Genomic DNA, 24,288 nt, shown 5'->3' on the forward strand with positions numbered 1-24,288 from the left:
CGTGCGTGCCCGGCCTACGATGATCCCCGATCCACCGATCAGCCGATCACCCGCGTCCCGCCGCACCCCGGCCGGGGACGCCGCTCCCGGAGGGACCATGACCGAACGCCTCGCCGCGTCCGCCGAGGCGGGCAGCGGCCCGCACGACTTCATCGCCGGACTGCCCAAGGCCGAACTGCACGTGCACCACATCGGTTCCGCCTCCCCCCGCATCGTCTCGGAGCTGGCCGCCCGCCACCCCGACTCCAAGGTCCCCGCCGACCCCGAGGCGCTCGCCGACTACTTCACCTTCACGGACTTCGCCCACTTCATCGACGTGTACCTGTCCGTCGTCGACCTGATCCGCACACCCGAGGACGTCCGGCTGCTCACCTACGAGGTGGCGCGTGAGCTGGCCCGGCAGCAGGTGCGGTACGCCGAACTGACGATCACCCCGTTCTCGTCGACCCGCCGCGGGATCGACGAGCGGGCGTTCATGGAGGCGATCGAGGACGCCCGCAAGGCGGCCGAGTCCGAGTTCGGGACCGTGCTCCGCTGGTGCTTCGACATCCCCGGCGAGGCCGGCCTGGAATCCGCCGAGGAGACCACCCGGCTCGCCACCGACGACCGGCTGCGCCCGGAGGGCCTGGTCTCCTTCGGCCTGGGCGGACCCGAGATCGGGGTGCCCCGGCCGCAGTTCAAGCCGTACTTCGACCGGGCCATCGCCGCGGGTCTGCGCTCGGTGCCGCACGCCGGGGAGACCACCGGCCCCGGGACGGTGTGGGACGCCCTGGTCGACCTGCGCGCGGAGCGGATCGGGCACGGCACCAGCGCCGCCCAGGACCCCGAACTGCTCGCGCACCTCGCCGAGCGGCGCATCGCGCTGGAGGTGTGCCCCACCTCCAACATCGCCACCCGCGCGGTCGCCGACCTGGATGAGCACCCGATCAAGGAGTTCGTCCGCGCCGGCGTGCTGGTCACCGTCAACTCCGACGACCCGCCGATGTTCGGCACCGACCTCAACACCGAGTACGCGATCGCCGCGCGGCTGCTGGACCTCGACGAGCGAGGTCTGGGGGCGCTGGCGAAGAACGCGGTGGAGGCGTCGTTCCTGGACGAGCCGGCCAAGGCGCGGCTGGCGGCCGAGATCGACGCCTACACCACGTCCTGGCTCGCCTCCCGGCCGCTGCGGTGATTCCGTCCTCCGCCGCGGTGGACCGGTCGTCCCGTGAACCGGCAGGTGAACCGACTCCGCGAAGGGCCGCCATGCACAACGTGACCGCCGTGGCCCACCGCGGCGACCCGTACCACGTCCGTGAGAACACGCTCGACTCGCTGCGTTCCGCGCTCCGCAAGGGCGCGGACGCGGTCGAGTTCGACGTACGCCTCACCCGGGACGGCGTACCGGTCCTGTTGCACGACGAGACGCTGAAGCGGCTCTGGGGGCACGACCGCCCGCTGCGGTCGCTGTCCTGGGAGGAGGTGCGCGGCCTGACCGACGACGGTGTGCCCACGCTCGCGGACGCGCTGTCGGCGACCGGAGACAGCAGGGTCATGCTGGACCTGCCGGGCGATCCCGCCCCTCGCGCGGTGCGCCGGATCGTGGACGTCGTACGGGAGCACGGCGCCCGGGACCGTGTCCACTACTGCGCGGGCGCCGCCGCCATGCTCGCCGTGCGCGCGGCGGACCCGTCCGCCGAGATCGCCCTCACCCGTACGTCGCTGGCCCCGCCGCGCGCCGGCCTCCTGGAGGCGATCCGGCCGCGCTGGCTGAACTACCGCTTCAGCCTGGTCGACCGGGCCCTCGCCGACCGGGTCCACGCGGACGGCTATCTGCTCTCCGTGTGGACCCCGGACACCCGCCGCTCCCTACGCCGCCTGCTGGCGCTGGGCGCCGACTCGATCACCACCAACCGCATCGACGTCCTGTGCGCCCTGCGCGCCCCCCGGCAGGACCGGTAGGGCCCGTCCGGCGGATCACGCCGAAGCGGCGGGGACCGGCGCCGGGTACGGGGTGAGCGCCTCCAGCCGCTTGATCTTCTTGCGTACGGCGTACAGCGGGATCATGCCGAACACCCCGAACGCCATGTCGATGACGCTCCACCAGAAGGGGATGCCGCGGACCGGGCCGCAGACGAGGGCGAGCGGAATGATGCCGGCGCAGGCGATCATGCCGAACTCGACGACCCAGATGTTGCGGACCGGGTCGCGGTAGGGGCCGTAGAAGGCGACGGCGATCACGAGGTGGGCGAAGGCCAGCCAGTCGGTGCCGTAGAGGAGGAACGGATACTCGGCGTCGGCGGCGTCGAGTCCGTCCCGGACCCGCTCGATCCACTCCATGAGGGCGGGAAGGTGCTCCGGTGCCCCCAGGGAGCGGAGCACCTCCTCGGTCCAGCGCAGTTCGTGCACCAGGGGGAAGGCCGTGGCGCCGCTGAGCACCAGGCAGACGACGAAGAGGACCAACCAGGCGCGAATGCCCTTGAGCAGGGCGGCTCTGTCGCTCATGACGGCAACATACGCCCTTGTTGAACGTGTTCAAAAATCGGGGTCGAGTGAACTCCCTCCGTACTCCGCGCACTTCTCGCGCTCACCCCCCACCCCTCACCGGCCATCGGCCGGCGCACGCGAGAAGCCCCGCGCCCGGAAGGGGCGCGGGGCTGAACCGGCATGCGGCTCCGCCGCCTGGGCAGGGCCGGTCGCGAACGCTTACGCGTCGAGCGACGTCATCACGTGCTTGATGCGCGTGTAGTCGTCGAAGCCGTAGGCGCTGAGGTCCTTGCCGTAGCCGGACTTCTTGAAGCCGCCGTGCGGCATCTCCGCGACCAGCGGGATGTGGGTGTTGATCCACACGCAGCCGAAGTCGAGCTTCTTGGACATGCGCATCGCGCGGGAGTGGTCCTTGGTCCACACCGAGGAGGCCAGCGCGTACTCGACGCCGTTGGCGTACGCGACGGCCTGGTCCTCGTCGGTGAAGGTCTGGACGGTGATGACCGGACCGAAGACCTCCTTCTGGACGATCTCGTCGTCCTGCTTCAGGCCCGAGACCACGGTGGGCGCGTAGAAGAAGCCCTTGTCGCCGACGCGCCTGCCGCCGGCCTCCACGCGCGCGTGCGCGGGCAGCCGGTCGACGAAGCCCTCCACCTGGGCCAGCTGGTGGGCGTTGTTGAGCGGGCCGAAGAGGACGTCCTCGTCGTCGGGGGCGCCCGTCTTCGTGTCGGCGGCGGCCTTGGCGAGGGCGGTGACGAACTCGTCGTGGATCGACTCGTGGACGAGGACACGCGTGGCGGCCGTACAGTCCTGGCCGGCGTTGAAGAAGCCCGCGACGGAGATGTCCTCCACGGCCTTGGCGATGTCGGTGTCCTCGAAGACGACGACCGGCGCCTTGCCGCCCAGCTCCAGGTGGACGCGCTTGAGGTCCTTGGACGCGGACTCGGCGACCTGCATGCCGGCCCGTACCGAACCGGTGATGGACGCCATCGCCGGGGTGTCGTGCTCGACCATCATGCGTCCGGTGTCACGGTCGCCGCAGACGACGTTGAAGACGCCCGTCGGCAGGACCGAGCCGAGGATCTCGGCGAGCAGGACCGTGGAGGCCGGGGTGGTGTCCGAGGGCTTGAGGACGACCGTGTTGCCCGCCGCGATCGCCGGGGCGAACTTCCACACGGCCATCATCATCGGGTAGTTCCAGGGGGCGACCTGGGCGCAGACGCCGACCGGCTCACGGCGCACGATGGAGGTCAGACCCTCCATGTACTCACCGGCCGAGCGGCCCTCCAGCATCCGCGCCGCGCCCGCGAAGAAGCGGATCTGGTCGACCATCGGCGGGATCTCCTCGGTGCGGGTCAGCCCGGTGGGCTTGCCCGTGTTCTCCACCTCGGCCGCGATGAGTTCCTCGGCGCGCTCCTCGATGGCGTCCGCGACCTTCAGCAGGGCCTTCTGCCGCTCGGCCGGCGTGGCGTCGCGCCAGCCGGGGAAGGCTTCGGCGGCGGCCGCCATCGCGGCGTCCACGTCGGCCTGTCCGGACAGCGGCGCGGTCGCGTACGCCTCGCCGGTCACGGGGTTGACCACCTCGGTGGTCCGTCCGTCGGCGGCGTCACGGAACGCGCCGCCGACGTAGTTGCGCAGACGTCGCAGCTCGGTGCTCACTGCAGGTCCTCCCGGTGTTCCTCGTGGGTGTCCGAGGTGTCCAACCTCTGAGACACCCACCCTAGACGGACCCCTGACGCATTCAACACCCCCGACCACCTCAAGTCTGCGAAATCCGCAAACATCAACCCTCGCAACAACGGATTTCATCGAATGCGCCTTGCGGAACGATCGAGAAGTCATGCACAGTGACCGTGTGGCCAGTCGAAGCGCAGAAGCCAGGGACCCTCGCGAGTCCAGGAACGGCGGTGGTCCCCACCTGGACGCCGTCTCCCTCGCCATCATCGAGCAGCTCCAGGAGGACGGCCGCAGGCCCTACGCCGCCATCGGCAAGGCCGTCGGCCTGTCGGAGGCGGCCGTGCGTCAGCGCGTCCAGAAGCTGCTCGACCAGGGCGTGATGCAGATCGTCGCCGTCACGGACCCGCTCACGGTGGGATTCCGCCGGCAGGCGATGGTCGGCGTCCATGTCGAGGGGGACGTGGAGTCCGTGGCCGACGTCCTGAGCGCCATGGACGAGTGCGAGTACGTGGTGATGACCGCGGGCTCCTTCGACCTCATGGTCGAGATCGTCTGCGAGGACGACGACCACCTCCTGGAGGTCATCAACCGACGCATCCGGGCCGTGCCCGGCGTGCGCTCCACCGAGAGTTTCGTCTACCTCAAGCTCAAGAAGCAGACCTACATGTGGGGAACCCGATAATCGTGAGCACCGACAGCTCCAAGGACCTCAGCAAGGCCGCGTACGACCACCTGTGGATGCACTTCACCCGCATGTCCTCGTACGAAAACTCCCCCGTGCCCACCATCGTCCGCGGCGAGGGCACCCACATCTACGACGACCGGGGCAAGCGGTACCTCGACGGTCTCGCCGGGCTGTTCGTCGTCCAGGCGGGGCACGGCAGGGTCGAACTCGCCGAGACCGCCTTCAAGCAGGCGCAGGAACTGTCCTTCTTCCCCGTGTGGTCCTACGCCCACCCCAAGGCCGTGGAACTGGCGGAGCGGCTGGCCCACGAGGCGCCGGGCGACCTGAACAAGGTCTTCTTCACGACCGGCGGCGGCGAGGCGGTGGAGACCGCCTGGAAGCTCGCCAAGCAGTACTTCAAGCTGACCGGCAAGCCGACCAAGTACAAGGTCATCTCCCGCGCGGTGGCCTATCACGGCACCCCTCAGGGGGCCCTGTCGATCACCGGCCTGCCGGCTCTGAAGGCCCCGTTCGAGCCGCTGGTGCCGGGCGCCCGCAAGGTGCCGAACACCAACATCTACCGGGCCCCGATCCACGGCGACGACCCCGAGGCGTTCGGCCGTTGGGCCGCCGACCAGATCGAGCAGCAGATCCTCTTCGAGGGCCCGGACACGGTCGCCGCGGTCTTCCTCGAGCCGGTGCAGAACGCCGGCGGCTGCTTCCCGCCGCCGCCCGGCTACTTCCAGCGGGTCCGCGAGATCTGCGACCAGTACGACGTCCTGCTCGTCTCCGACGAGGTCATCTGCGCCTTCGGCCGCCTGGGCACGACGTTCGCCTGCGACAAGTTCGGCTACGTCCCGGACATGATCACCTGCGCCAAGGGCATGACCTCCGGCTACTCCCCCATCGGCGCCTGCATCGTCTCCGACCGCCTCGCCGAGCCGTTCTACCAGGGCGACAACGTCTTCCTGCACGGCTACACCTTCGGCGGCCACCCCGTCTCGGCCGCGGTGGGCGTCGCCAACCTCGACCTGTTCGAGCGCGAGGGCCTCAACCGGCATGTGCTGGACCACGAGGACGCCTTCCGCTCCACTCTGGAGAAGCTGTACGACCTGCCGATCGTCGGCGACATCCGCGGCAACGGCTTCTTCTACGGCATCGAGCTGGTCAAGGACAAGCACACCAAGGAGACCTTCGACGACGCCGAGACCGAGCGCGTCCTGTACGGCTTCCTGTCCAAGAAGCTGTACGAGAACGGCCTGTACTGCCGTGCCGACGACCGCGGCGACCCGGTCGTCCAGCTCGCCCCGCCGCTGATCTCCGACCAGGAGACGTTCGACGAGATCGAGCAGATCCTGCGCGCTACCCTGTCGGAGGCATGGACGAAGCTGTGACCCGCACCGCGCTCTTCAGCCGTGATCTTCAGTCGTGATCCCCGCCGCGATCTCCGTCGCGATCTTCCGCTGTGATCTTCCGCTGTGATCTTCCGTTGGAATGATCACGTACGGCCCCGGTACCGCCCGTTCGAGTGAGAAACGGCGGTTCGGGGCCGCGTACTGTCCGGTGTCCCGTCGCGTGCTGCCTAGCGTGCCCAGTGACCGATCGGCTCTGCTTTCGTTCCCCCGCATGGGGGATTCACGAATCTCGCACGGCATTTCTGATCCGAACCGAGGTGTACGCCATGGTGGCCCCACCGGACAACGACGTGCTCTGGGCACGCGCCCTGCACTTCCGGCACAACGACGGCTCACCCGGCCTGAGCGGGGTCTCGCTCGGCGTCGGGGAGGGCGAGATCCTCGCCGTCGGCGGCCCGCGAGGCAGCGGCAAGACGACCCTCCTGCAGTGCCTGTCCGGACTGGTGCCCGTGGCGGGCGGCGAGGTCTGGTTCAACAGCGTGCCCGTGCACACCATGAGGCCGGCCGCCCGCGAGCGACTGCGCCGGGAGCGCTTCGGCTGGATCGACCCGGCGCCGGTGCTCGTCCCCGAGCTGAACGTCTGGGAGAACGCCGCCCTCCCCCTGATGCTGCGCGGCATCGCCCGCCGCCCGGCCAGGGCGACGGCCCTGGAGTGGCTGGAGCGGCTCGACATCGGCGACAAGGCCCGCAAACACCCCGGGGACCTGGTGCACGCGGAGCGCCAGCGGGTCTGCATCGCCCGCGCCCTCGCCCCGGCTCCCTCGGTGCTGTTCGCCGACGAGCCGACCGCCCCGCTGCACCGCGCAGACCGGCGGCACGTCCTGCGCACGCTGACCACGGCGGCCCGTTCGCACGGCATCACGGTGCTCCTCGCCACCGCCGACGCGGACACCGCGGCCCTCGCCGACCGCACGGTGTCGCTGCTCGACGGGCGCCGGGTGCGCACCGTACACCTTCCTCCCGTCCCCGGGACCGCCGAGACGGAGGGCCGGGCCGCGTGCTCGCTCTCCATCTGACCCGAGGCGCCCGTCCGGCCGTCCAACTGCGCCGCCTCCTGGTCGCCGCGGCCTCGGCGGGCACGGGCTTTCTGCTGCTGTGCGCCCTCGGCCACGCGATCGGCCACCCGGGCACGCCGTCCGCCTCGCTGCTCCGGCTGGCCTGGTGCGCGGTCCCGCTGGCGGCCACGGTGCACTTCGCGGTCGCGGTGGCCCGGACCGACCCGGGGACCAGGCCCCGGCCCGGGCTCTCGGCGCTCGGCCTCGGTCCTGCCCGGCTGACGGCGATCTCCGTGGCGACCACAGCCCTGGCCTGCGCACTGGGGTCGGTGATCGCGCTGCTCGTCTTCCTCCACCTGCGCGGCGACCTCACCGGCGTACCCTTCGACGGCTCCGGCACCGACTTCCTGGCGGTCGGCCGACCGCTGCCGTTCCCGGCGACCCTGACACTGCTGACGCTGGTGCCGGTGAGCGCCTCGGCGGTGGTGGCGGTGGCACTGCGCCCGCGCGAGCGGGCGGCGGGACCGTCCCGTTCGGAGCGGACGGCGTACGGCCGCTTCGGCGCGTACCGTGCCACGGCGGCGCGGGAGACGTTCGGAGCGTACGGACGCTTCGGCAGGCATCTGGAGACGGCGGCCCACGGCCGCCGGCCGCCCGCCGCCCAGCAGCGAACGCCGGAGGAGGCACAGCCACAGGCCCAGGCACAGGCACAGGCCCAACAGGGTCGGCTGCGGGCGGATCTTCCGGGGCAGGACCCCGAGCCGGCGCACGGGCCGCACGGCACGGAGGGCGGCCCCGCTTCCACGGCGACGGTCCCGGCTCCCGGCGCCGGCACGGCGCCGTCCGGTCTCCCCTGGGGCATCGCGGTACTGGCCGTGGGCCTGGCCGTGGGGGCCTACGCGAGCCGTACCGGCGCCGGCACCGGCACCGCGCCCGGCGACCGGCCCGGCGCGTCGGCCGGTCCGATGCTGGCCGCCGTCGGCCTGATCCTGGCCGGTCCCGGTCTCACCCATCTGTGCGGCCGGCTGCTCCAGTCGGTCCGCCCGGGTGCCCTGCGCCTGCTGGCCGGGCGGCTCCTCATGACGGAGGCCACCAGGATCGGCCGTCCGCTGGGCGTGGTCTGCGCCGTGCTGTCGGGCGCGTACGCCATGGAGGCGCTGTACTACGCCGACGGTCCGTCGGCAGGCCCGCTCGCCCTGCTCGGCATGCTCCTGGTGACCGGCTGCACCGTGGCGACGCTGCTGACGGCCGCTGTCGAGGCGAAGCAGGCGCACGCCGGTACCACGGCCGCGCTGCTGCGTCTCGGGGCTCCCGCCTCGACACCGCGCCGGGCCGCTGCGCTCAGGGCCGGCGCGCTCCTCGCCCTGTTCGGCCCGCTGACCGTGATCGTGGCCCGACTGTCGGCCCTGCCCCTGGCTCTCTGAGGCCGCGCACCCACACACCACGGGAACCCCGAAGAAAATCTCCGCGGGCGATGAGTTCCGTACGTACCCCCGGTCCACCCCCTCGAACGACACGGCACGGAACCGCCCGGGAACCGGCAGACCCACGGAAGAGACACCACCATGACGCAGCAGATGATCTTCGTGAACCTGGCCGCCAACGACCTCGAGGCCTCGAAGAAGTTCTTCACGGCGCTCGGCTACGGGATCAACGAACAGTTCAGCGACGAGAGCACCGCCTCCGTCGTGATCAGCGACACCGTCGTCGCGATGCTGCACACCAAGCAGCGCTACGCGGAGTTCACGAAGAAGGAGATCGCCGACTCCACCAGGACCAGCGAGGTGTTGCTGGCCCTGAGCTCCGAGAGCCGCGAGAAGGTCGACGAACTGGTCGAGAAGGCCCTCGCGGCGGGCGGCTCGGTCAGCAGGGAGACCCAGGACGAGGGCTTCATGTACGGCCGCGCCTTCGACGACCTGGACGGCCACACCTGGGAGGTCGTGTGGATGGACCCGTCCGCGCTGGAGGGCTGAGGGAACGGCCTGCGGCCGGAGGCGGGGACCCGCCGGGGAGGCTCCCAAGGCGTTGAAACGCCTGGGCAGTTAACGAATCGGTAAAACGATGACCTGCTATCGGCATATGCGTTGACACTACTTACGCGACGCTTATAGACCTGGGAGCCTCATGGGAGTGCTGATGTTTCATCAACACTCCCTCAACCCCCCGCATTTGCGTATCCCGTAAAGGACAAACGTGACAGTTCTGTCCGTATCGCACGGTACGGCCTCGCGCCGTACCGTCGCACGCACCGTACGCGCCCTCGGTGTCGTCTCCGCGTCGGCCGCACTCACCATCGGCCTCGCCGGCAGCGCGGCCGCGTGCAACATCAACGAGTTCTCGGCCGAGGCGAAGTGCGTCGGTGACAAGGGTGTCATCACCGTCACCGACGTCGACCCGGCGGGCGTGCCCGCCACCGTCACCGTGTTCCTGGAGAACAACGGCGCCGACGAGAAGAAGATCGGCGAGCAGGTCGTCAAGGGGTCCCGTGAGGGTGTCACCATCACCTTCGAGGAGGACTGGCAGCCCAACGCCGAATACCGCATCCACGTCAAGGCCAAGCCCTACGTGGACGAGGACATCAAGCCGAACCTGACCACCCCGGCCACGGCCTGCAAGGAAGAGGAGAAGCCCCCGGCTCCGTCGGAGCCCGCTCCGACGCCGTCGGACTCCGCCTCGACCCCGCCCGAGGACGAGGACGAGCCCGGCACGCCGACTCCGTCGGAGTCCGAGCCCGAGACCACCGCTCCGGCGGACACCTCGGACAACGCTCCGTCGCCCGCCGTCGGTGAGTCGAACCTCGCCGAGACCGGCGCCGACTCCAACACCGGCCTGATCGCCGGTATCGCAGCGGCCCTGGTCGCCATCGGTGGCGGTGCGATCTTCTTCGGCATACGCCGTCGCGGGGCGAACAGCGACAGCTGACGCCTCGAGGACATGAGGTGATGGCCCGTCCCAAAAGGGGCGGGCCATCACCATGCGGGAGCCGTCGCCCCTCCCGGCGATTCGCCTCACCCGAACGTCGCCCGTTCCAGCCAGAACTCCAGCAGCTCCCGGTCGCCCAGCACCTCCACCTCGGGTGCGTCGAGCGGCAGCCTTCGGTAGAAGGCGAGGAGCACGGAGGTGAGCGGGCCGCGGAGGGCGACCGTGGCCTTCTCGTGGCCGCGGCGCCAGGAGACACCCTCCTCGGTCAACTCGATGCTCCATTCCGCGTTCACCTCCGGGCCGGTGTCGACGGCGTGCAGATGGATGCTCCGGTGCGGGCCGCGCAACTCCCGCACCGTGTCCTCCGGCAGTGTCCGCTGCGCCCACTGCACGATCTCCAGCCACTCGTCGATCGCGTCGGCGGCGACATCGGGCGCGACCTCGTAGGGCAGCCCGGCGGCGAGGGTCGCGTCCGCGCGGTGCACGGTCATCTCGTGCGTCATACGACGGGCCCAGAACCCGGCGTTGCGGACCCCCGCCCAGCTCCACACCCCGGCGTCCGGCCCGGCCTCCCGCAGCGCCTCGACGAGCAGTTCGCCGGACTCGGCCAGCCACGCGTCCAGCGCGGTGGGTTCGCCCCGCACGCCGGGCCCGCCGAATCCCGGCACCCGCTCCTCGGGCATCTCCTCCTCGGCCCCGGTGCGCACCATCAGCGCGGCCCAGCGCAGAGCACCGCCGACATGCCGGACGAGCTGCTCCAGCGACCACTCCGGGGTGGTGGCAACCGTGCCGTCCAGATCGGCCCCCGAGGTCACCACGGACCGCAACCGGCCTACCTGGTCGGCGATTTCGTCGCAGTAGCGGTCGTGCGCGAGGGGTGTCATGCCACTCACCCTAGGCATGGCCGCTTACCCGAGCACGACAATTTCGGCCGCGTCGAACTCCACTCCGACCTCGTCCCCGACCTCCGGTGCCGCCCGGAGGGCGCAGGCGGCCTCCAGGAGGGGCCCGTCACCGTCCTCCGGCTGGAGGCTGACGGCGACATGGGTGCCGCGGAAGGTACGCGCGGTGACGGTGCAGCGCAGGTCCGCCCCGTCCGGGACCAGACGGACGCCAGCGGGCCGGACCAGCAGGGTGCGCGTGCCCTGCGGGGCGTCCGCCGGCACCGGGACCTTGCCCCAGGGCGTCACCGCGACGTCCGCGGTGATCGTCGCCTCGGTCACGTTCTCGAAGCCGAGGAAGCGGGCCACGAACGCGTCGGCCGGGCGCTGCCACACCTCGAGTGGCGTACCGGACTGGGCGATCCGCCCGTCCCGCATCACCACGACCCGGTCGGCCAGGGCGAACGCCTCACCCTGGTCGTGCGTCACGGCGAGCACGGTGGTGCCCAACCGGCCGAACAGCTCCCGCAGCTCGACGACGAGCCGCTCCCGCAGCGAGCGGTCGAGCTGGCCGAGCGGCTCGTCGAGCATCAGCAGCCGAGGGCTGGGCGCCAGCGCACGGGCCAGCGCGACGCGTTGCTGCTCTCCGCCGGACAGTGCGGCCACGGCCCGCCCTCCCGCCCCGGGCATCCCGACGAGTTCCAGCAACTCCCTTACACGGTCGGCCTGTCCGGTGCGGGACGCCCCGCGCATCCGCAGTCCGAAGGCCACGTTGCCGCCCACGTCCCGCTGCGGGAACAGCTGGTGGTCCTGGAACATCAGCCCGACCCCGCGCCGGTGTGCGGGCACGCCCGCCTGGTCCCGCCCGGCGAGCGAGATCCGCCCCGCGTCGAGGGGCTGCAGCCCGGCCACCGCCCGCAGCAGGGTGGACTTGCCACTGCCGCTGGGCCCGAGCACGCACACGATCTCGTGCTCGGCGACCTGGAGATCCACGGCGTCCAGGACCGCCCGCCCGCCGAAGCGGACGGTGGCACTCTCGAGGCTCAACAGCATCTAGAACTCCCCGGATCTGTCGGTCCGCAGCCGCTCGAGGACCAGCAGCGCCACCGCGCACACGATCATCAGAATCGTCGACAGGGCCATCGCCTGCCCGTAGTTGAGCTCCCCCGGCCGGCCCAGCAGCCGTGCCACGGCCACCGGCAGCGTCGGGTTGTCCGGCCGCGCGATGAACACCGTCGCCCCGAACTCCCCCAGCGACACCGCGAAGGCGAATCCCGCCGCGACGAGTACGGCCCGTCGCACCATCGGCAGGTCCACCTCCCGCCACACCCGCCACGGCGACGCCCCGAGCACCGCCGCCGCCTCCCGCAGCCGCACGTCCACGGCCCGCAGCACGGGCAGCATGGTCCGTACGACGAAGGGGACACCGACCAGCGCCTGCGCGAGCGGCACCAGGATCCAGGAGGAACGCAGGTCCAGGGGCGGCTCGTCGAGGGCGATCAGGAACCCGAAGCCGACGGTCACGGCGGACACCCCGAGCGGCAGCATCAGCAGGGCGTCGAAGCCCCGCACCAGCCGTCCCGCGTCCCGCCGGGTGAGCGCGACGGATGCCAGGGTCCCGATCACCACGGCGATGGCGGTGGCCGCGACCGCGTACCGCAGGGAGTTGCCGACCGCCTCGATCGGCGCGACCAGGAACACACCCCCGTCGTCGCGGGTCAGCGCCCGGTAGTGGCCGAGACCCGCGTCGCCGAAGGACCGTTCCACCAGCACCGCGAGCGGCAGGAGCAGCAGGACGGCGACGGTGGTGACGACCCCGGCGAGCAGCGCCCACTGCCCGGCGCCGTGCGGCCGCCGCGCGGTCCCGGAGGCATCCACCAGCCGCAGCGCGGTCTCCCGCCGCCGTACGGTCCAGGCGTGCAGGGCGAGAATCGCGCCCACCGCGACGAACTGGATCATCGTCAGGACGGCGGCGGTGGACAGGTCGAAGATCTCCGACGTCTGCCGGTAGATCTCCACTTCCAAGGTGGCGAAGGTGGGGCCGCCGAGGATCTGCACCACACCGAACGAGGTGAAGGTGAACAGGAAGACCATCAGCGCGGCGGCGGCCACCGCGGGCCCCAGTGCGGGCAGCGTGACGGTTCGCCAGGCCGTGAACCGGGAGGCGCCGAGCATCCGCGCGGCTTCCTCCTGCCGCGGGTCGAGCTGCCCCCACAGTCCGCCGACGGTCCGTACGACGACGGCGTAGTTGAAGAAGACGTGCGCCAGCAGGATCGCCCACACGGTGGTGTCCAGCCGCAGACCCCACAGCTCGTCGAGGAGCCCGCCGCGACCCACGAGCGCCATGAACGCCGTACCGACGACGACCGTCGGCAGCACGAACGGGACGGTGACCACGGCCCTCAGCAGCTGCTTGCCGGGGAAGTCGAAGCGGGCGAAGACGTATGCGCCGGGCAGGGCGATCAGGAGGGTGAGGGCAGTGGAGACCAGCGCCTGCCAGGTGGTGAACCACAGCACCTGGCGGACGTCGGACTGCCCCAGGACCTCCCCGATCCGCCCGAGCTGCCAGACCCCGTCGGCCTTCAGGCCTCGCGCGACGATCGCGGTGACGGGGTAGGCGAAGAAGGCGGCGAAGAACGCGACGGGCACGGCCATCAGACCCAGCCGCGCCGCGGTTCCACGCCGCCTCGCCGCGGCTCGGCTCACTTCAGTACGAGCGAGGTCCACGACTTGACCCACTGGTCGCGGTGGTCGGCGATCCTCGCCGGGTCCATGGTCTCGGGATCCTCGGCCCGCGGTCCGAACTCCGTGAACTCCCCGGGCACCCGGGCGGCCTCCCGCACCGGGTAGACGAACATGTTGAGCGGCATGTCCTCCTGGAACCGCTTGCTGATCAGGAAGTCGAGCAGCGCCTTGCCGCCCTCGGGGTTCTTCGCGTTGGCGAGCAGTCCCGCGTACTCCACCTGTCGGAAGCAGGTGCCCTCGGCGACGCCGGTGGGCGCGGTCTTCGGCTTCGGGTCGGCGTAGATCACCTCGGCGGGCGGCGAGGAGGCGTAGGACACCACCAGCGGCCGGTCGCCCTTGGCCTGCTTGCCGCCGGCCGAACCGGAGAACTCCTCGTTGTAGGCCTGCTCCCAGCCGTCGACCACCTTCACACCGTTGGCCTTGAGCTTCTTCCAGTAGTCCTGCCATCCCTCGTCGCCGTACTCCGCGGCGGTGCCGAGGAGGAAGCCGAGGCCGGGCGAGGAGGTGGAGGCGTTCTCCACGACCAGGAGATCCTTGTACTCGGGCTCGACCAGGTCGTCGAAGGTCCGCGGCGGGGTCAGGTCGCGCTCCTCGAACCAGGCCTTGTCGTAGTTGACGCAGACGTCGCCGGTGTCGACGGGCGTGACCCGGTGGCCGGCCCCGCCGACCCGGAACTCGGGAAGGACGAGGTCGGATTCCTTCGCCTCGTACGGCTGGAACAGCCCGTTGTCGAGGGCGCGGGACAGCAGGGTGTTGTCCACGCCGAAGAAGACGTCGCCCTGGGGGTTGTCCTTGGTCAGGATCGCCTTGTTGACGGCCGACCCGGCGTCGCCGTCCTCCAGGACCTTGAGTTTGTAGCCGGACTCCTTCTCGAAGGCGGCGAGGACGTCCTTGGACGCGGCCCACGAGTTGTGGCTGACGAGGGTCACGGTCTTCGACCCGCCGCCGCTCCTGCCGCCGCCGTCGTCGCCGCCGTCGGACGAACCGCAGGCGGACAGCGTGACCAGACCCAGCCCGACAGCCAGGATCGTGACCTTCTTGGTGATGTTCACCGGTTTTTTCCTCCTGGGAGTGACCAGGAAGAGACGCGGCCCTGCCCGGGACCCCTCACAGGTGTCCCGGGCAGGGCGCAACAGCTCGAGTGATGACCGATCTCCCTACCCAGAATGACCTGGGCGAGGTTCGGAGGGTCTGCGGCCGATGCCGCACTCTCAGCGCTGTAGCGCTCCCCTGTCGGAAAATGAACGTGTGTTACCCGGTATGCAGTTGTTGCTCCTGTGCCGGCCAGGCTACCTCTCGCTCGCGGCGAGCTGACCACAGGCCCCGTCGATCTCCTGCCCCCGGGTGTCCCGGACCGTCACCGGCACACCGTGCGCGGCGATCGCGTCCACGAACGCCTTCTCGTCCTCGGGCCGCGAGGCGGTCCACTTGGAGCCGGGCGTCGGGTTGAGCGGGATGAGGTTGACGTGCACGGGCCTGCCCTTGAGCAGCCGCCCCAGCCTGTCACCGCGCCACGCCTGGTCGTTGATGTCCCGGATCAGCGCGTACTCGATGGACAGCCGCCGCCCGGACCTGGCCGCGTACTCGAACCCGGAGTCCAGGACCTCGCGCACCTTCCACCGCGTGTTCACGGGGACGAGGGTGTCACGCAGTTCGTCGTCGGGTGCGTGCAGGGAGATGGCGAGGCGGCACTTGAAGCCCTCGTCGGAGAACCGGTTGATCGCCGGCACGAGCCCGACCGTCGACACGGTGATCCCGCGCTGGGACAGCCCGAGGCCGTCCGGCTCGGGGTCGGTCAGGCGGCGGATGGCACCCACGACCCGGTTGTAGTTGGCGAGCGGCTCGCCCATCCCCATGAAGACGATGTTGCTCAGCCGCGCCGGCCCACCGGGAACCTCTCCGTCCCGCAGCGACCGCATCCCGTCCACGATCTGGTGCACGATCTCCGCGGTGGACAGGTTCCGGTCGAGACCGGCCTGCCCGGTCGCACAGAACGGGCAGTTCATGCCACAGCCCGCCTGCGAGCTGATGCACATCGTCACCCGGTCCGGGTACCGCATGAGCACCGACTCGACGAGGGTCCCGTCGGACATCTTCCACAGCGTCTTGCGGGTGGTGCCCTGGTCGGTGGACAGGTGCCGGACGACCGTCATCAGCTCGGGAAGCAGCGCCTCCCGCAGCCTGGCCCGCGACCCGGCGGGAATGTCGGTCCACTGCTCCGGATCGTGCGCGTACCGCGCGAAGTAGTGCTGCGAGAGCTGCTTGGCCCGAAACGGCTTCTCACCGGCCGCTGCGACCGCCTCCTTGCGCTCGGCGGGCGTGAGGTCGGCAAGGTGCCGCGGCGGCTTCTTGGATCCGCGCGGCGCGACAAAGGTCAGTTCTCCGGGCTTAGGCATGGCTGTACCAGTGTCGCAGATCCAACCGGGTGACCGCGCGGACCGGCCGAGGCGCCCGGAATCGGTCAGAACAGGCCGCCGACCAGGGCCGCGACCCATGAGCCGTAGTTCTTCCAGCGGTGGGACATACGGCAGTACAGGCGCGGTTTGCGCCGCCCGCCCTGGTCGATCAGGGTGTCGCACCACCGGCATGACAGGTCACCCCGGTATCTGCCGTCCGCCCCGAGCCGTGCCTGCGCCATCGCGGAACCCTACCGATGCGCGCACACGCCGGACAGGAGGGAATTGGGGCGGACGTGCTCGGGCCGGCCGAGCCCTTCCTTCGACGGGACGAGCCCCGCGCACGATGCCGATGTGCGCGGGGCTCGAATGACGCCGGAGGCGGACGGTCGGCTCCCTACGAAGACCACCAGCAGCAACCACACCACCGGAGCCGTCGGCAGCAGAGAGTCCAGGCAGTCCATGATGTATCCATGTGCGGCCGGCGCCGCGCGATGCCGTGACCTTCCCTCACCCCGACCCTACGAAGACCACCAGCAGCAACCACACCACCGGAGCCGTCGGCAGCAGAGAGTCCAGGCGGTCCATGATGCCGCCGTGGCCGGGCAGCAGTGTGCCCATGTCCTTGATGCCGAGGTCCCGCTTGATCATGGACTCGCCCAGGTCACCGAGGGTGGCGCTGACCGAGACGGCGAGCCCGAGCAGCAGCCCCTGCCACCAGGTGCCGTCGTCGATCAGGAACTGCATGCACAGCGTGCCCGCCACCATGGCGAAGGCGACCGCGCCCAGCAGGCCCTCGCGGGTCTTGCCGGGGCTGATGCGCGGGGCGAGCTTGTGCGTGCCGAAGCGCCAGCCGACGGCGTACGCACCGGTGTCGGCGACGACCGTGATCACTATGAACGTCAGCACCCGCCAGGGCCCGTCGTCCGCGGCCAGCATCATCGACACGAAGGTCGCCAGGAACGGTACGTAGAACGCGGCGAAGACCCCCGCCGTGACGTCCCTGAGGTAGTTCTCGGGCGGTTGGGCCATCCGCCAGACCAGTATCGCCAGCGCGGTGAGCGCCATCGCGATCCACGCGCCGTCGCTGCCCCAGACGTATCCGGCGACGATCATGGCCGCACCACCGACGGCAAGCGGCACGAGCGGCGCCTTGATGCCCTTGCGCTCCTCCAGCCGCTTCGTCAGCTCCCGCAGGCCCACCACGATGGCGACGGTGACGACGCCGACGAAGACGGCCTTGACGACGAACAGCGACACGGCGACCAGCGCACAGAGCCCGACACCGACCCCTATCGCGGCACGCAGATCGCGCCCCGCGCTCTTCTTCTGCGGCGGGGGCACCGGCTGCGGGGCGTCGGGCATGGACTCCGGATTCTGCGGCATCTCCCCAGGACGGGGACGCGCCCGTGTCGGCTCGTCTCGGAACAGGGGGCCGCTCGGCCGAGCAGCCCCCTGGTCCATCTCCTGACCGCCGCCGTGTTCGGGTGCGCCGGGCACGACCGGCATGGGGCGAGTCTGCTGCGCGTGATGCGCGTCGTACGGGGGACCCGCCGGGACAGCTCCCTGGACGGGCCCATGGTCGGGCGGCCCCCAGTCCCCGGCCTGCGGCGGCGCCCCCCAGGAAGATTCGTTCATCAGACCTCGAGCAGTTCCGCTTCCTTGTGCTTCAGGAGCTCGTCCACCTGGGCGACATACTTCGCGGTGGTGTCGTCGAGCTCCTTCTCCGCCCGGCGTCCCTCGTCCTCGCCGACCTCGCCATCCTTGATCATCTTGTCGATGCCGTCCTTGGCCTTGCGGCGCACGGCGCGGATGGAGACCTTGGCGTCCTCGCCCTTGGTCTTGGCGACCTTGATGAAGTCGCGACGGCGCTCCTCGGTCAGCTCCGGGAACACCACGCGGATGATGTTGCCGTCGTTGCTCGGGTTGACGCCCAGGTCGGAGTCGCGGATGGCCTGCTCGATGTTGCGCAGTGCGCTCTTGTCGAACGGCGTCACCACGGCCATGCGCGGCTCGGGCACGGAGAACGAGGCCAGCTGGTTGATCGGCGTCAGCGCGCCGTAGTAGTCGGCCACGATCTTGTTGAACATCGCCGGGTGCGCACGACCGGTGCGGATCGCGGCGAGGTCCTCCTTGGCGACCACGACGGCCTTCTCCATTTTCTCCTCGGCCTCGAGGAGGGTCTCTTCGATCACCACTTGCTCCTGCGTGTCTTGAGTAGGCCCGGCCGCGGTTCCCTGTCGGGGCGGCGGCCGGCTGCGTCGCGTCTTCTTCCTGCACGGTTCCCGACCGGCGGGACATTGTCCATCCCCCGGCCCGGCCCGCCCCGTCCGTCCCCCGAGGGTGTCGCCCCTCGGACGGGTGCTTGTGGTCCGGTCACTTCCGGTCCGTCGGGTCACCCACCAGCGTGCCGATCTTCTCACCCTTGACGGCGCGCGCGATATTGCCCTCCGCCAGCAGTTCGAAGACGACGATGGGGAGCTTGTTGTCGCGGCACAGGGTGACGGCCGTGGCGTCGGCGACCTTCAGATCACGCGTGATGACCTCGCCGTACCCGAGGTGGTCGAACTTCACCGCGTCGGGGTTGGTCTTCGGGTCGGAGTCGTAGACCCCGTCCACCCCGTTCTTCCCCATCAGCAGGGCCTCGGCGTCGATCTCCAGGGCACGCTGGGCGGCGGTGGTGTCGGTGGAGAAGTACGGCATGCCCATGCCGGCGCCGAAGATGACCACGCGGCCCTTCTCCAGGTGCCGTACGGCCCGCAGCGGGATGTAGGGCTCGGCGACCTGGCCCATGGTGATGGCGGTCTGGACCCTGGAGTCCACGCCCTCCTTCTCCAGGAAGTCCTGGAGTGCGAGGCAGTTCATCACGGTGCCGAGCATGCCCATGTAGTCCGAGCGGGCCCGGTCCATGCCGCGCTGCTGGAGTTCGGCACCGCGGAAGAAGTTGCCGCCGCCGATGACGATGGCGATCTCGGCGCCGTCACGGACGACCGCCGCGATCTCGCGTGCGACGGCGTGCACCACGTCGGGATCGACGCCCAGGCCTCCGCCACCGGAGAAGGCCTCTCCGGACAGCTTCAGCAGAAACCGTCCGTGCACTGTGCCGTCGTCGCTCTTCTCAGCCTTGGTCATCGGGGATCCCGCCTCTTTCACCTGTTGCACATACGAAGGAGGCCACTGCCGGTGGGGTGGGGTACGCATCCCATGCGGCAATGGCCTCCTCGTCAGATCTGCTGTCGTCCGGCACGCGCGCGTGACGGCGTGTCCGAACGACTGCCGACGACCCTATAGGGGTCGCACGCCCGTCGCGGTACGGACTCAGATGCCGACCTTGATGCGCGTGAAGCGCTTCAGGGTGACACCGGCCTCGTCCAGGACCTTCTGGACGGACTTCTTGTTGTCCAGCGCGTAGGGCTGGCCCAGCAGGGTGGCGTCCTTGAAGAAGCCGTTGAGGCGACCCTCGACGATCTTCGGCAGGGCGGCCTCGGGCTTGCCCTCCGCGCGGGTGGTCTCCTCGGCGACGCGGCGCTCGGTCTCGATGACCTCGGCCGGCACGTCCTCCTTGGAGAGGTACTGCGGCGCGAAGGCGGCGATGTGCTGGGCGACGCCCTTGGCGACCGCAGCGATCTCGTCGGTCTGCTTGTCGAACTCGACGAGAACACCGATCTGCGGGGGCAGGTCGGGCATCGTGCGGTGCATGTACGCCGAGACGTAGCCGTCGGTGAACTGGGCGAAACGGTCCAGGACGATCTTCTCGCCCAGGTTGGCGTTGGCCTCGTCGACGTACGCCTGGACCGTCTTGCCGGCCTCGATCTCGGAGGCGAGCAGGGCCTCGATGCCGGCCGGGGAGGTCGCGACGACGTGCTCGGCAATGGCGTTGGCCACGGCCTGGAACTTCTCGCCCTTGGCGACGAAGTCCGTCTCGCACTTCAGCTCGACGAGGACGCCGGAGGAGTTGTCGTCAGCGATGATCGAGACCACGGCGCCGTTCTCGGCGGAGCGGCCCTCGCGCTTGGCGACGCCCTTCTGGCCCTTGATACGGAGCGCCTCGACGGCCTTCTCGACGTTGCCCTCGGCCTCGTCCAGCGCCTTCTTGCAGTCCATCATGCCGGCGCCGGTGAGCTCCCGGAGCTTCTTGACGTCGGCGGCGGTGTAGTTCGCCATGAGTCTGTGATTCTTTCTCGAAGTCTGGAGAATCGGAGATCTGCGGGGTCTGCGGTCCACAGTGGACTGTCCGAGCTGGGGAACCGTGACACGCCGCGCACCTACGGGGGAACGGCGGGAGCGGTGGAGGTACCTCCCATGCCCTTCAGGCAATGGGGGATCATGTCACCCGCTCCCGCCGTCATCAGCACTGACGGGCAGCTCAGGCCTGGTCGGCCTCGGCGGCCGGGGCGGCGTCGGCCGCGGGGGCCTCCTCGGCCGGCTTCTCGGCCTCGGCCTCGGCGGCGGCCGGGGCGTCGGCAGCCGGAGCAGCGTCGGCCTCGGCGGCGACCGGGGCGTCGGCGGCGGGAGCCTCGGCGGGCTTCTCGGCCTCGGCCTCGGCGGCGGCCGGGGTCTCGTCGGCCTTCTTCTCACCCTCGAGCAGGTCACGCTCCCACGCGGCGAGGGGCTCGCCGGCGGCCTTCTCGCCCTTGCCCTCGGTGGCGACACCGGAGCGGGAGATGAGGCCCTCGGCGACCGCGTCGGCGATCACGCGGGTGAGCAGGGTGACGGAGCGGATCGCGTCGTCGTTGCCCGGGATCTTGTAGTCGACCTCGTCGGGGTCGCAGTTGGTGTCGAGGATGGCGACGACCGGGATGTTGAGCTTCCGGGCCTCGCCGACCGCGATGTGCTCCTTCTTGGTGTCCACGATCCAGACGGCGCTGGGCACCTTCTGCATCTCGCGGATACCGCCGAGGGTCTTCTCCAGCTTGGCCTTCTCGCGGGAGAGGACCAGCAGCTCCTTCTTGGTGAGGCCGGAGGCGGCCACGTCCTCGAAGTCGATCTGCTCGAGCTCCTTGAGGCGCTGCAGACGCTTGTAGACGGTCGAGAAGTTGGTGAGCATGCCGCCCAGCCAGCGCTGGTTGACGTAGGGCATGCCGACGCGGGTGGCCTGCTCCGCGATGGCCTCCTGCGCCTGCTTCTTCGTACCGACGAACATGACCGTGCCGCCGTGGGCGACGGTCTCCTTGACGAACTCGTAGGCGCGGTCGATGTACGACAGCGACTGGAGCAGGTCGATGATGTAGATGCCGTTGCGCTCCGTGAAGATGAAGCGCTTCATCTTCGGGTTCCAACGACGGGTCTGGTGACCGAAGTGGACGCCGCTCTCCAGCAGCTCCCGCATCGTGACGACGGCCATAGCCGTATCTCCTTGATTTTCTCGGTTGTGCCGCGGGAGCCGGCGGCTCCCGCGCCTGACGCCCACGACGCGCCATTGCCACGAAGGACCGAGGGGCGCTGACACCGGGAGCGGTCGTGACCAGTCCTGATGTCGGGGCGTGCGAAGTCGACCCGGTGACCCGGGTCGCCACCAGAAGTGTACGGGACCCGCGGGGCACTGGGTGACGCCGTTGTCCACAACCGGGTGGTGATCCACAGGTCCGGGCCGTGATCGCGGATTCCGGGGAGGCTCTCCGGCATGCGAATGAGCCGATTTCCGAGGACATGGGCGCGCCTGATCGTCCTGCTGGTCCTGACCCCGACGGCCCTGCTGCCGCCGCCATCGGCACTGCCGGCGGCACTGCCACTACTGCTCACGGCCGGCACCGGGGACCCGGCCGTGGCTGGGGCTGGGGCTGGGGCTGGGGCTGGGGCTGGGGCTGGGAACCCGGCCGGGGACACTGCTCCGGCCCCCGGTACCGGGGCCCCGGACGCCGAGCCCGGAGTGCCGGCCGTCGGACGGGTCTGGCCCGTGGAGGTACGGCCCCGGGTGCTGCGGGGCTGGGAACCGCCGGAGACCCCGTACGGGCGCGGGCACCGGGGAGTGGACCTGGCGGCGGCGCCGGGGACACCGGTGCGGGCGGTGGCTGCGGGCCGGGTCTCCTTCGCCGGACAGGTGGCCGGGCGGGGCGTCGTCTCGGTGGAGCTGTCGGGCACGGGGACGCCGCCGCTGCGTACCACCTACGAGCCGGTCCTCCCGTCGGTGGAGAAAGGGGCCGAGGTGGCGCCGGGCGAGGTGATCGGCACGGTGGCGGCGACGGCCCCGGAGAAGAGCCCCCACTGCGCCGCCCCCTGCCTTCACTGGGGCCTGCTCAGAGCGGACGTCTACCTCGACCCGCTCGCCCTGCTCCCGCCCTGGCTCCTGCGCGACGGCCCGCCGAGGCTCCTCCCGGTCCTCGGCCTGCCGGTACCCGAGTGACCGGCCGGGCGGGCTGCGACGGGAGGCCGGGACGGTGGGGCGGCGGCCGTCAGGGCCGGACGCCGCGCAGGGTCATGGCGACCGCCGCCTCCGTGATCGTCTCCGGGTGTTCGGCGGCGCCGAGTTCGATGCGGCGCACCGCTGCGTCGACCACGCCCTGGAGCAGCATCGCCGCGAGCCGGGGCTGGTCGTGACCCAGTTCGCCCAGGGCCTCGACGATCATCGCGATGAGGCCGCCGTGTGCCGCGCGGATCTTCTCCCGGGCACCCGCGTCGAGTTCGCTCGCGGAGATCGCCACCACGGCCCGGTGACGCCGGTCCCCGACCAGTTCCAGCTGCTTGCGGACGTACGCCTCGATCTTGGCCTCGGCTCCGTCGGCCGCGGCCATCGCCGTCTCCACCTCGGCCGCCCAGACCGGGAAGTCGACCTCGCACAGTTCCTCGACGACAGCCGCCCGGGACCGGAAGTACTCGTAGACGGACGAGCGCGCCAGGCCCGTGCGCTCGGCGAGGGCGGGGAAGGTCAGCGCCTCCGTACCGCCCTCGGACAGCAGGGAGCGTGCCGCGTCCAGCAGGGCGGCGCGTTGCATCGACCGGTGCTCGGCCACGGAGGCCGCTCGAATCCTTGGCACGCCACCACTTTACGGACGCGCCGCGCGGGGCGGGAGTCCCCGGCCGAAACCGCAGGTCGCACGGCCGTATCCGGCCGCCGGGCCCGGCGGCCGGCTCGGCCGGCAGGTCGAACCGGCCGGCTCAGCCCCGGAAACTCGCCAGCTTCGCCCTGAGCTGGAGCACGGACTTGGTGTGGATCTGGCTGACCCTGCTCTCGGTGACCCCCAGCACATGGCCGATCTCGGCCAGGGTGAGCCCCTCGTAGTAGTACAGCGTGACCACGGTCTTCTCCCGTTCCGGGAGTGTGTTGATCGCCCGCGCCAGGAACCGTCGCAGCTCCCGGTCCTCGGCCACTTCCACCGGGTTGTCGGCGGCGGTGTCCTCCAGGGTGTCCATCAGACTGAGCCGGCCGCCGCCGTCGCCCCCGGCATGCAGCAGCTCCTCCAGGGCGACGACGTTGGCGAGCGACAACTGGCTGAAAACCGCGTGCAGCTCGTCCACGGCAATGCCCATCTCCGCGGCGACCTCGCTCTCCGTCGGCGTACGCCTGAGCCGTGCCTCCAGCGTCGCGTACGCCCGCTCGACCTTGCGCGCCTTCTGCCGCACCGAGCGCGGAATCCAGTCCAGGGCCCGCAGTTCGTCGATCATCGCGCCCCTGATGCGGGTGATCGCGTAGGTCTCGAACTTGATCTCCCGGTCGACGTCGAACTTCTCGATCGCGTCGATCAGCCCGAACACCCCGGAGGAGACGAAGTCCGCCTGGTCGACATTGGGCGGCAGCCCCACACTGACCCGGCCCGCGACGTACTTCACCAACGGCGAGTAGTGCAGGATCAGCTGCTCCCGCAGCCGCTCGTCGCCCGTCGCCTTGTACGACCGCCACAGCTCGTCGAGCGTCGAGGGAGCGGGCGGCCGCACGCTGCCACCGTCGCGGGCGGCTGGGTGGATCGCCGCCCGGTCGGACCCGGAGGTGTGCTGGGGCATTCGTCGCCTTGTGCCGTTCTGCAGTGGACTGGCTACTGCCTGGGTGAGCTGTCTCTCTGATGCCGAGCTGCCTGCCTGTGCCGCTTGCCCGTATCGCCTGCGGTATCGCCTGCCGGGCGTCCTTCCCCGCTGTCGTTCCGTGCCGGGACGCTTGCGAGCGTAGCGTGACTATGGGGTCGCGGTGTGCGA

The 24,288-nt window shown here is 70.5% G+C and carries 23 protein-coding genes, 1 pseudogene and 1 riboswitch; of the genes and pseudogenes, 9 read left to right on the forward strand and 15 right to left on the reverse strand.

Annotated features, from left to right (window positions below):
- Positions 1–45 precede the first annotated feature (45 nt).
- Together ACFYQA_RS08955 and ACFYQA_RS08960 are read left to right on the forward strand one after the other, a co-directional pair.
- A pseudogene (locus ACFYQA_RS08955) lies at positions 46–1,174 on the forward strand (adenosine deaminase).
- Positions 1,175–1,245: 71 nt separating this feature from the next.
- On the forward strand, positions 1,246–1,941 hold the full coding sequence (locus ACFYQA_RS08960) for a glycerophosphodiester phosphodiesterase (protein WP_388913699.1): 696 nt from the start codon (positions 1,246–1,248) through the stop codon (positions 1,939–1,941).
- A 15-nt stretch (positions 1,942–1,956) separates the two neighbouring features.
- On the opposite strand, the gene ACFYQA_RS08965 is transcribed toward ACFYQA_RS08960, so the two are convergent.
- On the reverse strand, positions 1,957–2,484 hold the full coding sequence (locus ACFYQA_RS08965) for a hypothetical protein (protein ID WP_388913702.1): 528 nt from the start codon (positions 2,482–2,484) through the stop codon (positions 1,957–1,959).
- Between the two features lie 201 nt (positions 2,485–2,685).
- Positions 2,686–4,125: a gamma-aminobutyraldehyde dehydrogenase gene (locus ACFYQA_RS08970; RefSeq protein WP_388913705.1), complete on the reverse strand. Its 1,440-nt coding sequence runs from the start codon at positions 4,123–4,125 to the stop codon at positions 2,686–2,688.
- A gap of 181 nt (positions 4,126–4,306) precedes the next feature.
- Between ACFYQA_RS08970 and ACFYQA_RS08975 the strand changes: the two genes are divergently transcribed.
- From ACFYQA_RS08975 to ACFYQA_RS09000, 6 genes are all read left to right on the forward strand, one after another.
- On the forward strand, positions 4,307–4,825 hold the full coding sequence (locus ACFYQA_RS08975; RefSeq protein WP_388913708.1) for an Lrp/AsnC family transcriptional regulator: 519 nt from the start codon (positions 4,307–4,309) through the stop codon (positions 4,823–4,825).
- Positions 4,826–4,827: 2 nt separating this feature from the next.
- Positions 4,828–6,201: an aspartate aminotransferase family protein gene (locus tag ACFYQA_RS08980; protein ID WP_388913711.1), complete on the forward strand. Its 1,374-nt coding sequence runs from the start codon at positions 4,828–4,830 to the stop codon at positions 6,199–6,201.
- A gap of 287 nt (positions 6,202–6,488) precedes the next feature.
- A complete protein-coding gene (locus tag ACFYQA_RS08985; protein WP_388913714.1) occupies positions 6,489–7,238 on the forward strand; it encodes an ABC transporter ATP-binding protein in 750 nt (249 codons plus the stop codon).
- On the forward strand, positions 7,220–8,641 hold the full coding sequence (locus tag ACFYQA_RS08990) for a hypothetical protein (RefSeq protein ID WP_388913717.1): 1,422 nt from the start codon (positions 7,220–7,222) through the stop codon (positions 8,639–8,641). The genes ACFYQA_RS08985 and ACFYQA_RS08990 overlap by 19 nt, the downstream gene beginning before the upstream one ends.
- A gap of 141 nt (positions 8,642–8,782) precedes the next feature.
- Positions 8,783–9,190, forward strand: coding sequence for a VOC family protein (locus ACFYQA_RS08995; RefSeq protein WP_388913719.1), 408 nt, complete (start codon positions 8,783–8,785; stop codon positions 9,188–9,190).
- A 220-nt stretch (positions 9,191–9,410) separates the two neighbouring features.
- The gene (locus ACFYQA_RS09000) at positions 9,411–10,139 is read left to right on the forward strand and encodes an LAETG motif-containing sortase-dependent surface protein (protein WP_388913722.1); all 729 of its coding nucleotides are present in this window, start codon (positions 9,411–9,413) and stop codon (positions 10,137–10,139) included.
- 86 nt (positions 10,140–10,225) lie between these two features.
- Here ACFYQA_RS09000 and ACFYQA_RS09005 read toward each other — a convergent pair whose 3' ends face one another.
- The 11 genes from ACFYQA_RS09005 to rpsB all read right to left on the reverse strand — a co-directional run bounded on the left by ACFYQA_RS09005 (position 10,226) and on the right by rpsB (position 21,505).
- Positions 10,226–11,023, reverse strand: a complete 798-nt coding sequence (locus tag ACFYQA_RS09005; RefSeq protein ID WP_388913725.1) for a maleylpyruvate isomerase family mycothiol-dependent enzyme — start codon at positions 11,021–11,023, stop codon at positions 10,226–10,228.
- A gap of 24 nt (positions 11,024–11,047) precedes the next feature.
- Entirely contained in the window at positions 11,048–12,073 is a 1,026-nt protein-coding gene (locus ACFYQA_RS09010) for an ABC transporter ATP-binding protein (protein WP_388913728.1), read from the reverse strand.
- Positions 12,074–13,747, reverse strand: coding sequence for an ABC transporter permease (locus tag ACFYQA_RS09015; protein ID WP_388913731.1), 1,674 nt, complete (start codon positions 13,745–13,747; stop codon positions 12,074–12,076).
- Entirely contained in the window at positions 13,723–14,817 is a 1,095-nt protein-coding gene (locus tag ACFYQA_RS09020) for a thiamine ABC transporter substrate binding subunit (protein ID WP_388913734.1), read from the reverse strand. The genes ACFYQA_RS09015 and ACFYQA_RS09020 overlap by 25 nt, the downstream gene beginning before the upstream one ends.
- An 84-nt stretch (positions 14,818–14,901) precedes the next feature.
- Positions 14,902–15,007, reverse strand: a riboswitch (TPP riboswitch).
- Between the two features lie 47 nt (positions 15,008–15,054).
- Positions 15,055–16,161, reverse strand: coding sequence for a 23S rRNA (adenine(2503)-C(2))-methyltransferase RlmN (gene rlmN, locus ACFYQA_RS09025; RefSeq protein WP_386407090.1), 1,107 nt, complete (start codon positions 16,159–16,161; stop codon positions 15,055–15,057).
- Between the two features lie 65 nt (positions 16,162–16,226).
- Positions 16,227–16,403, reverse strand: coding sequence for a hypothetical protein (locus ACFYQA_RS09030; RefSeq protein ID WP_388913737.1), 177 nt, complete (start codon positions 16,401–16,403; stop codon positions 16,227–16,229).
- A 268-nt stretch (positions 16,404–16,671) separates the two neighbouring features.
- On the reverse strand, positions 16,672–17,799 hold the full coding sequence (locus ACFYQA_RS09035) for a phosphatidate cytidylyltransferase (protein ID WP_388913740.1): 1,128 nt from the start codon (positions 17,797–17,799) through the stop codon (positions 16,672–16,674).
- Positions 17,799–18,356, reverse strand: a complete 558-nt coding sequence (gene frr, locus ACFYQA_RS09040; protein WP_386407083.1) for a ribosome recycling factor — start codon at positions 18,354–18,356, stop codon at positions 17,799–17,801. The genes ACFYQA_RS09035 and frr overlap by 1 nt, the downstream gene beginning before the upstream one ends.
- A gap of 181 nt (positions 18,357–18,537) precedes the next feature.
- Positions 18,538–19,293, reverse strand: a complete 756-nt coding sequence (pyrH, locus tag ACFYQA_RS09045) for a UMP kinase (RefSeq protein WP_388913743.1) — start codon at positions 19,291–19,293, stop codon at positions 18,538–18,540.
- Between the two features lie 186 nt (positions 19,294–19,479).
- A complete protein-coding gene (gene tsf / locus ACFYQA_RS09050) occupies positions 19,480–20,325 on the reverse strand; it encodes a translation elongation factor Ts (RefSeq protein ID WP_388913746.1) in 846 nt (281 codons plus the stop codon).
- Positions 20,326–20,527: 202 nt separating this feature from the next.
- Complete coding sequence (gene rpsB, locus ACFYQA_RS09055) at positions 20,528–21,505, reverse strand: 30S ribosomal protein S2 (RefSeq protein ID WP_388913749.1); 978 nt, start codon at positions 21,503–21,505, stop codon at positions 20,528–20,530.
- 552 nt (positions 21,506–22,057) lie between these two features.
- Between rpsB and ACFYQA_RS09060 the strand changes: the two genes are divergently transcribed.
- Complete coding sequence (locus ACFYQA_RS09060; protein WP_388913752.1) at positions 22,058–22,504, forward strand: M23 family metallopeptidase; 447 nt, start codon at positions 22,058–22,060, stop codon at positions 22,502–22,504.
- Between the two features lie 49 nt (positions 22,505–22,553).
- Here ACFYQA_RS09060 and ACFYQA_RS09065 read toward each other — a convergent pair whose 3' ends face one another.
- Both ACFYQA_RS09065 and whiG read right to left on the reverse strand, forming a co-directional pair.
- Positions 22,554–23,111, reverse strand: coding sequence for a helix-turn-helix domain-containing protein (locus ACFYQA_RS09065; protein WP_332433013.1), 558 nt, complete (start codon positions 23,109–23,111; stop codon positions 22,554–22,556).
- Between the two features lie 145 nt (positions 23,112–23,256).
- Entirely contained in the window at positions 23,257–24,099 is an 843-nt protein-coding gene (gene whiG, locus ACFYQA_RS09070) for an RNA polymerase sigma factor WhiG (protein ID WP_332430884.1), read from the reverse strand.
- Positions 24,100–24,288: the final 189 nt, after the last annotated feature.

It is taken from the genome of Streptomyces sp. NPDC005774 (assembly GCF_042871645.1).
In the GTDB taxonomy this organism is placed as follows: domain Bacteria; phylum Actinomycetota; class Actinomycetes; order Streptomycetales; family Streptomycetaceae; genus Streptomyces; species Streptomyces pratens.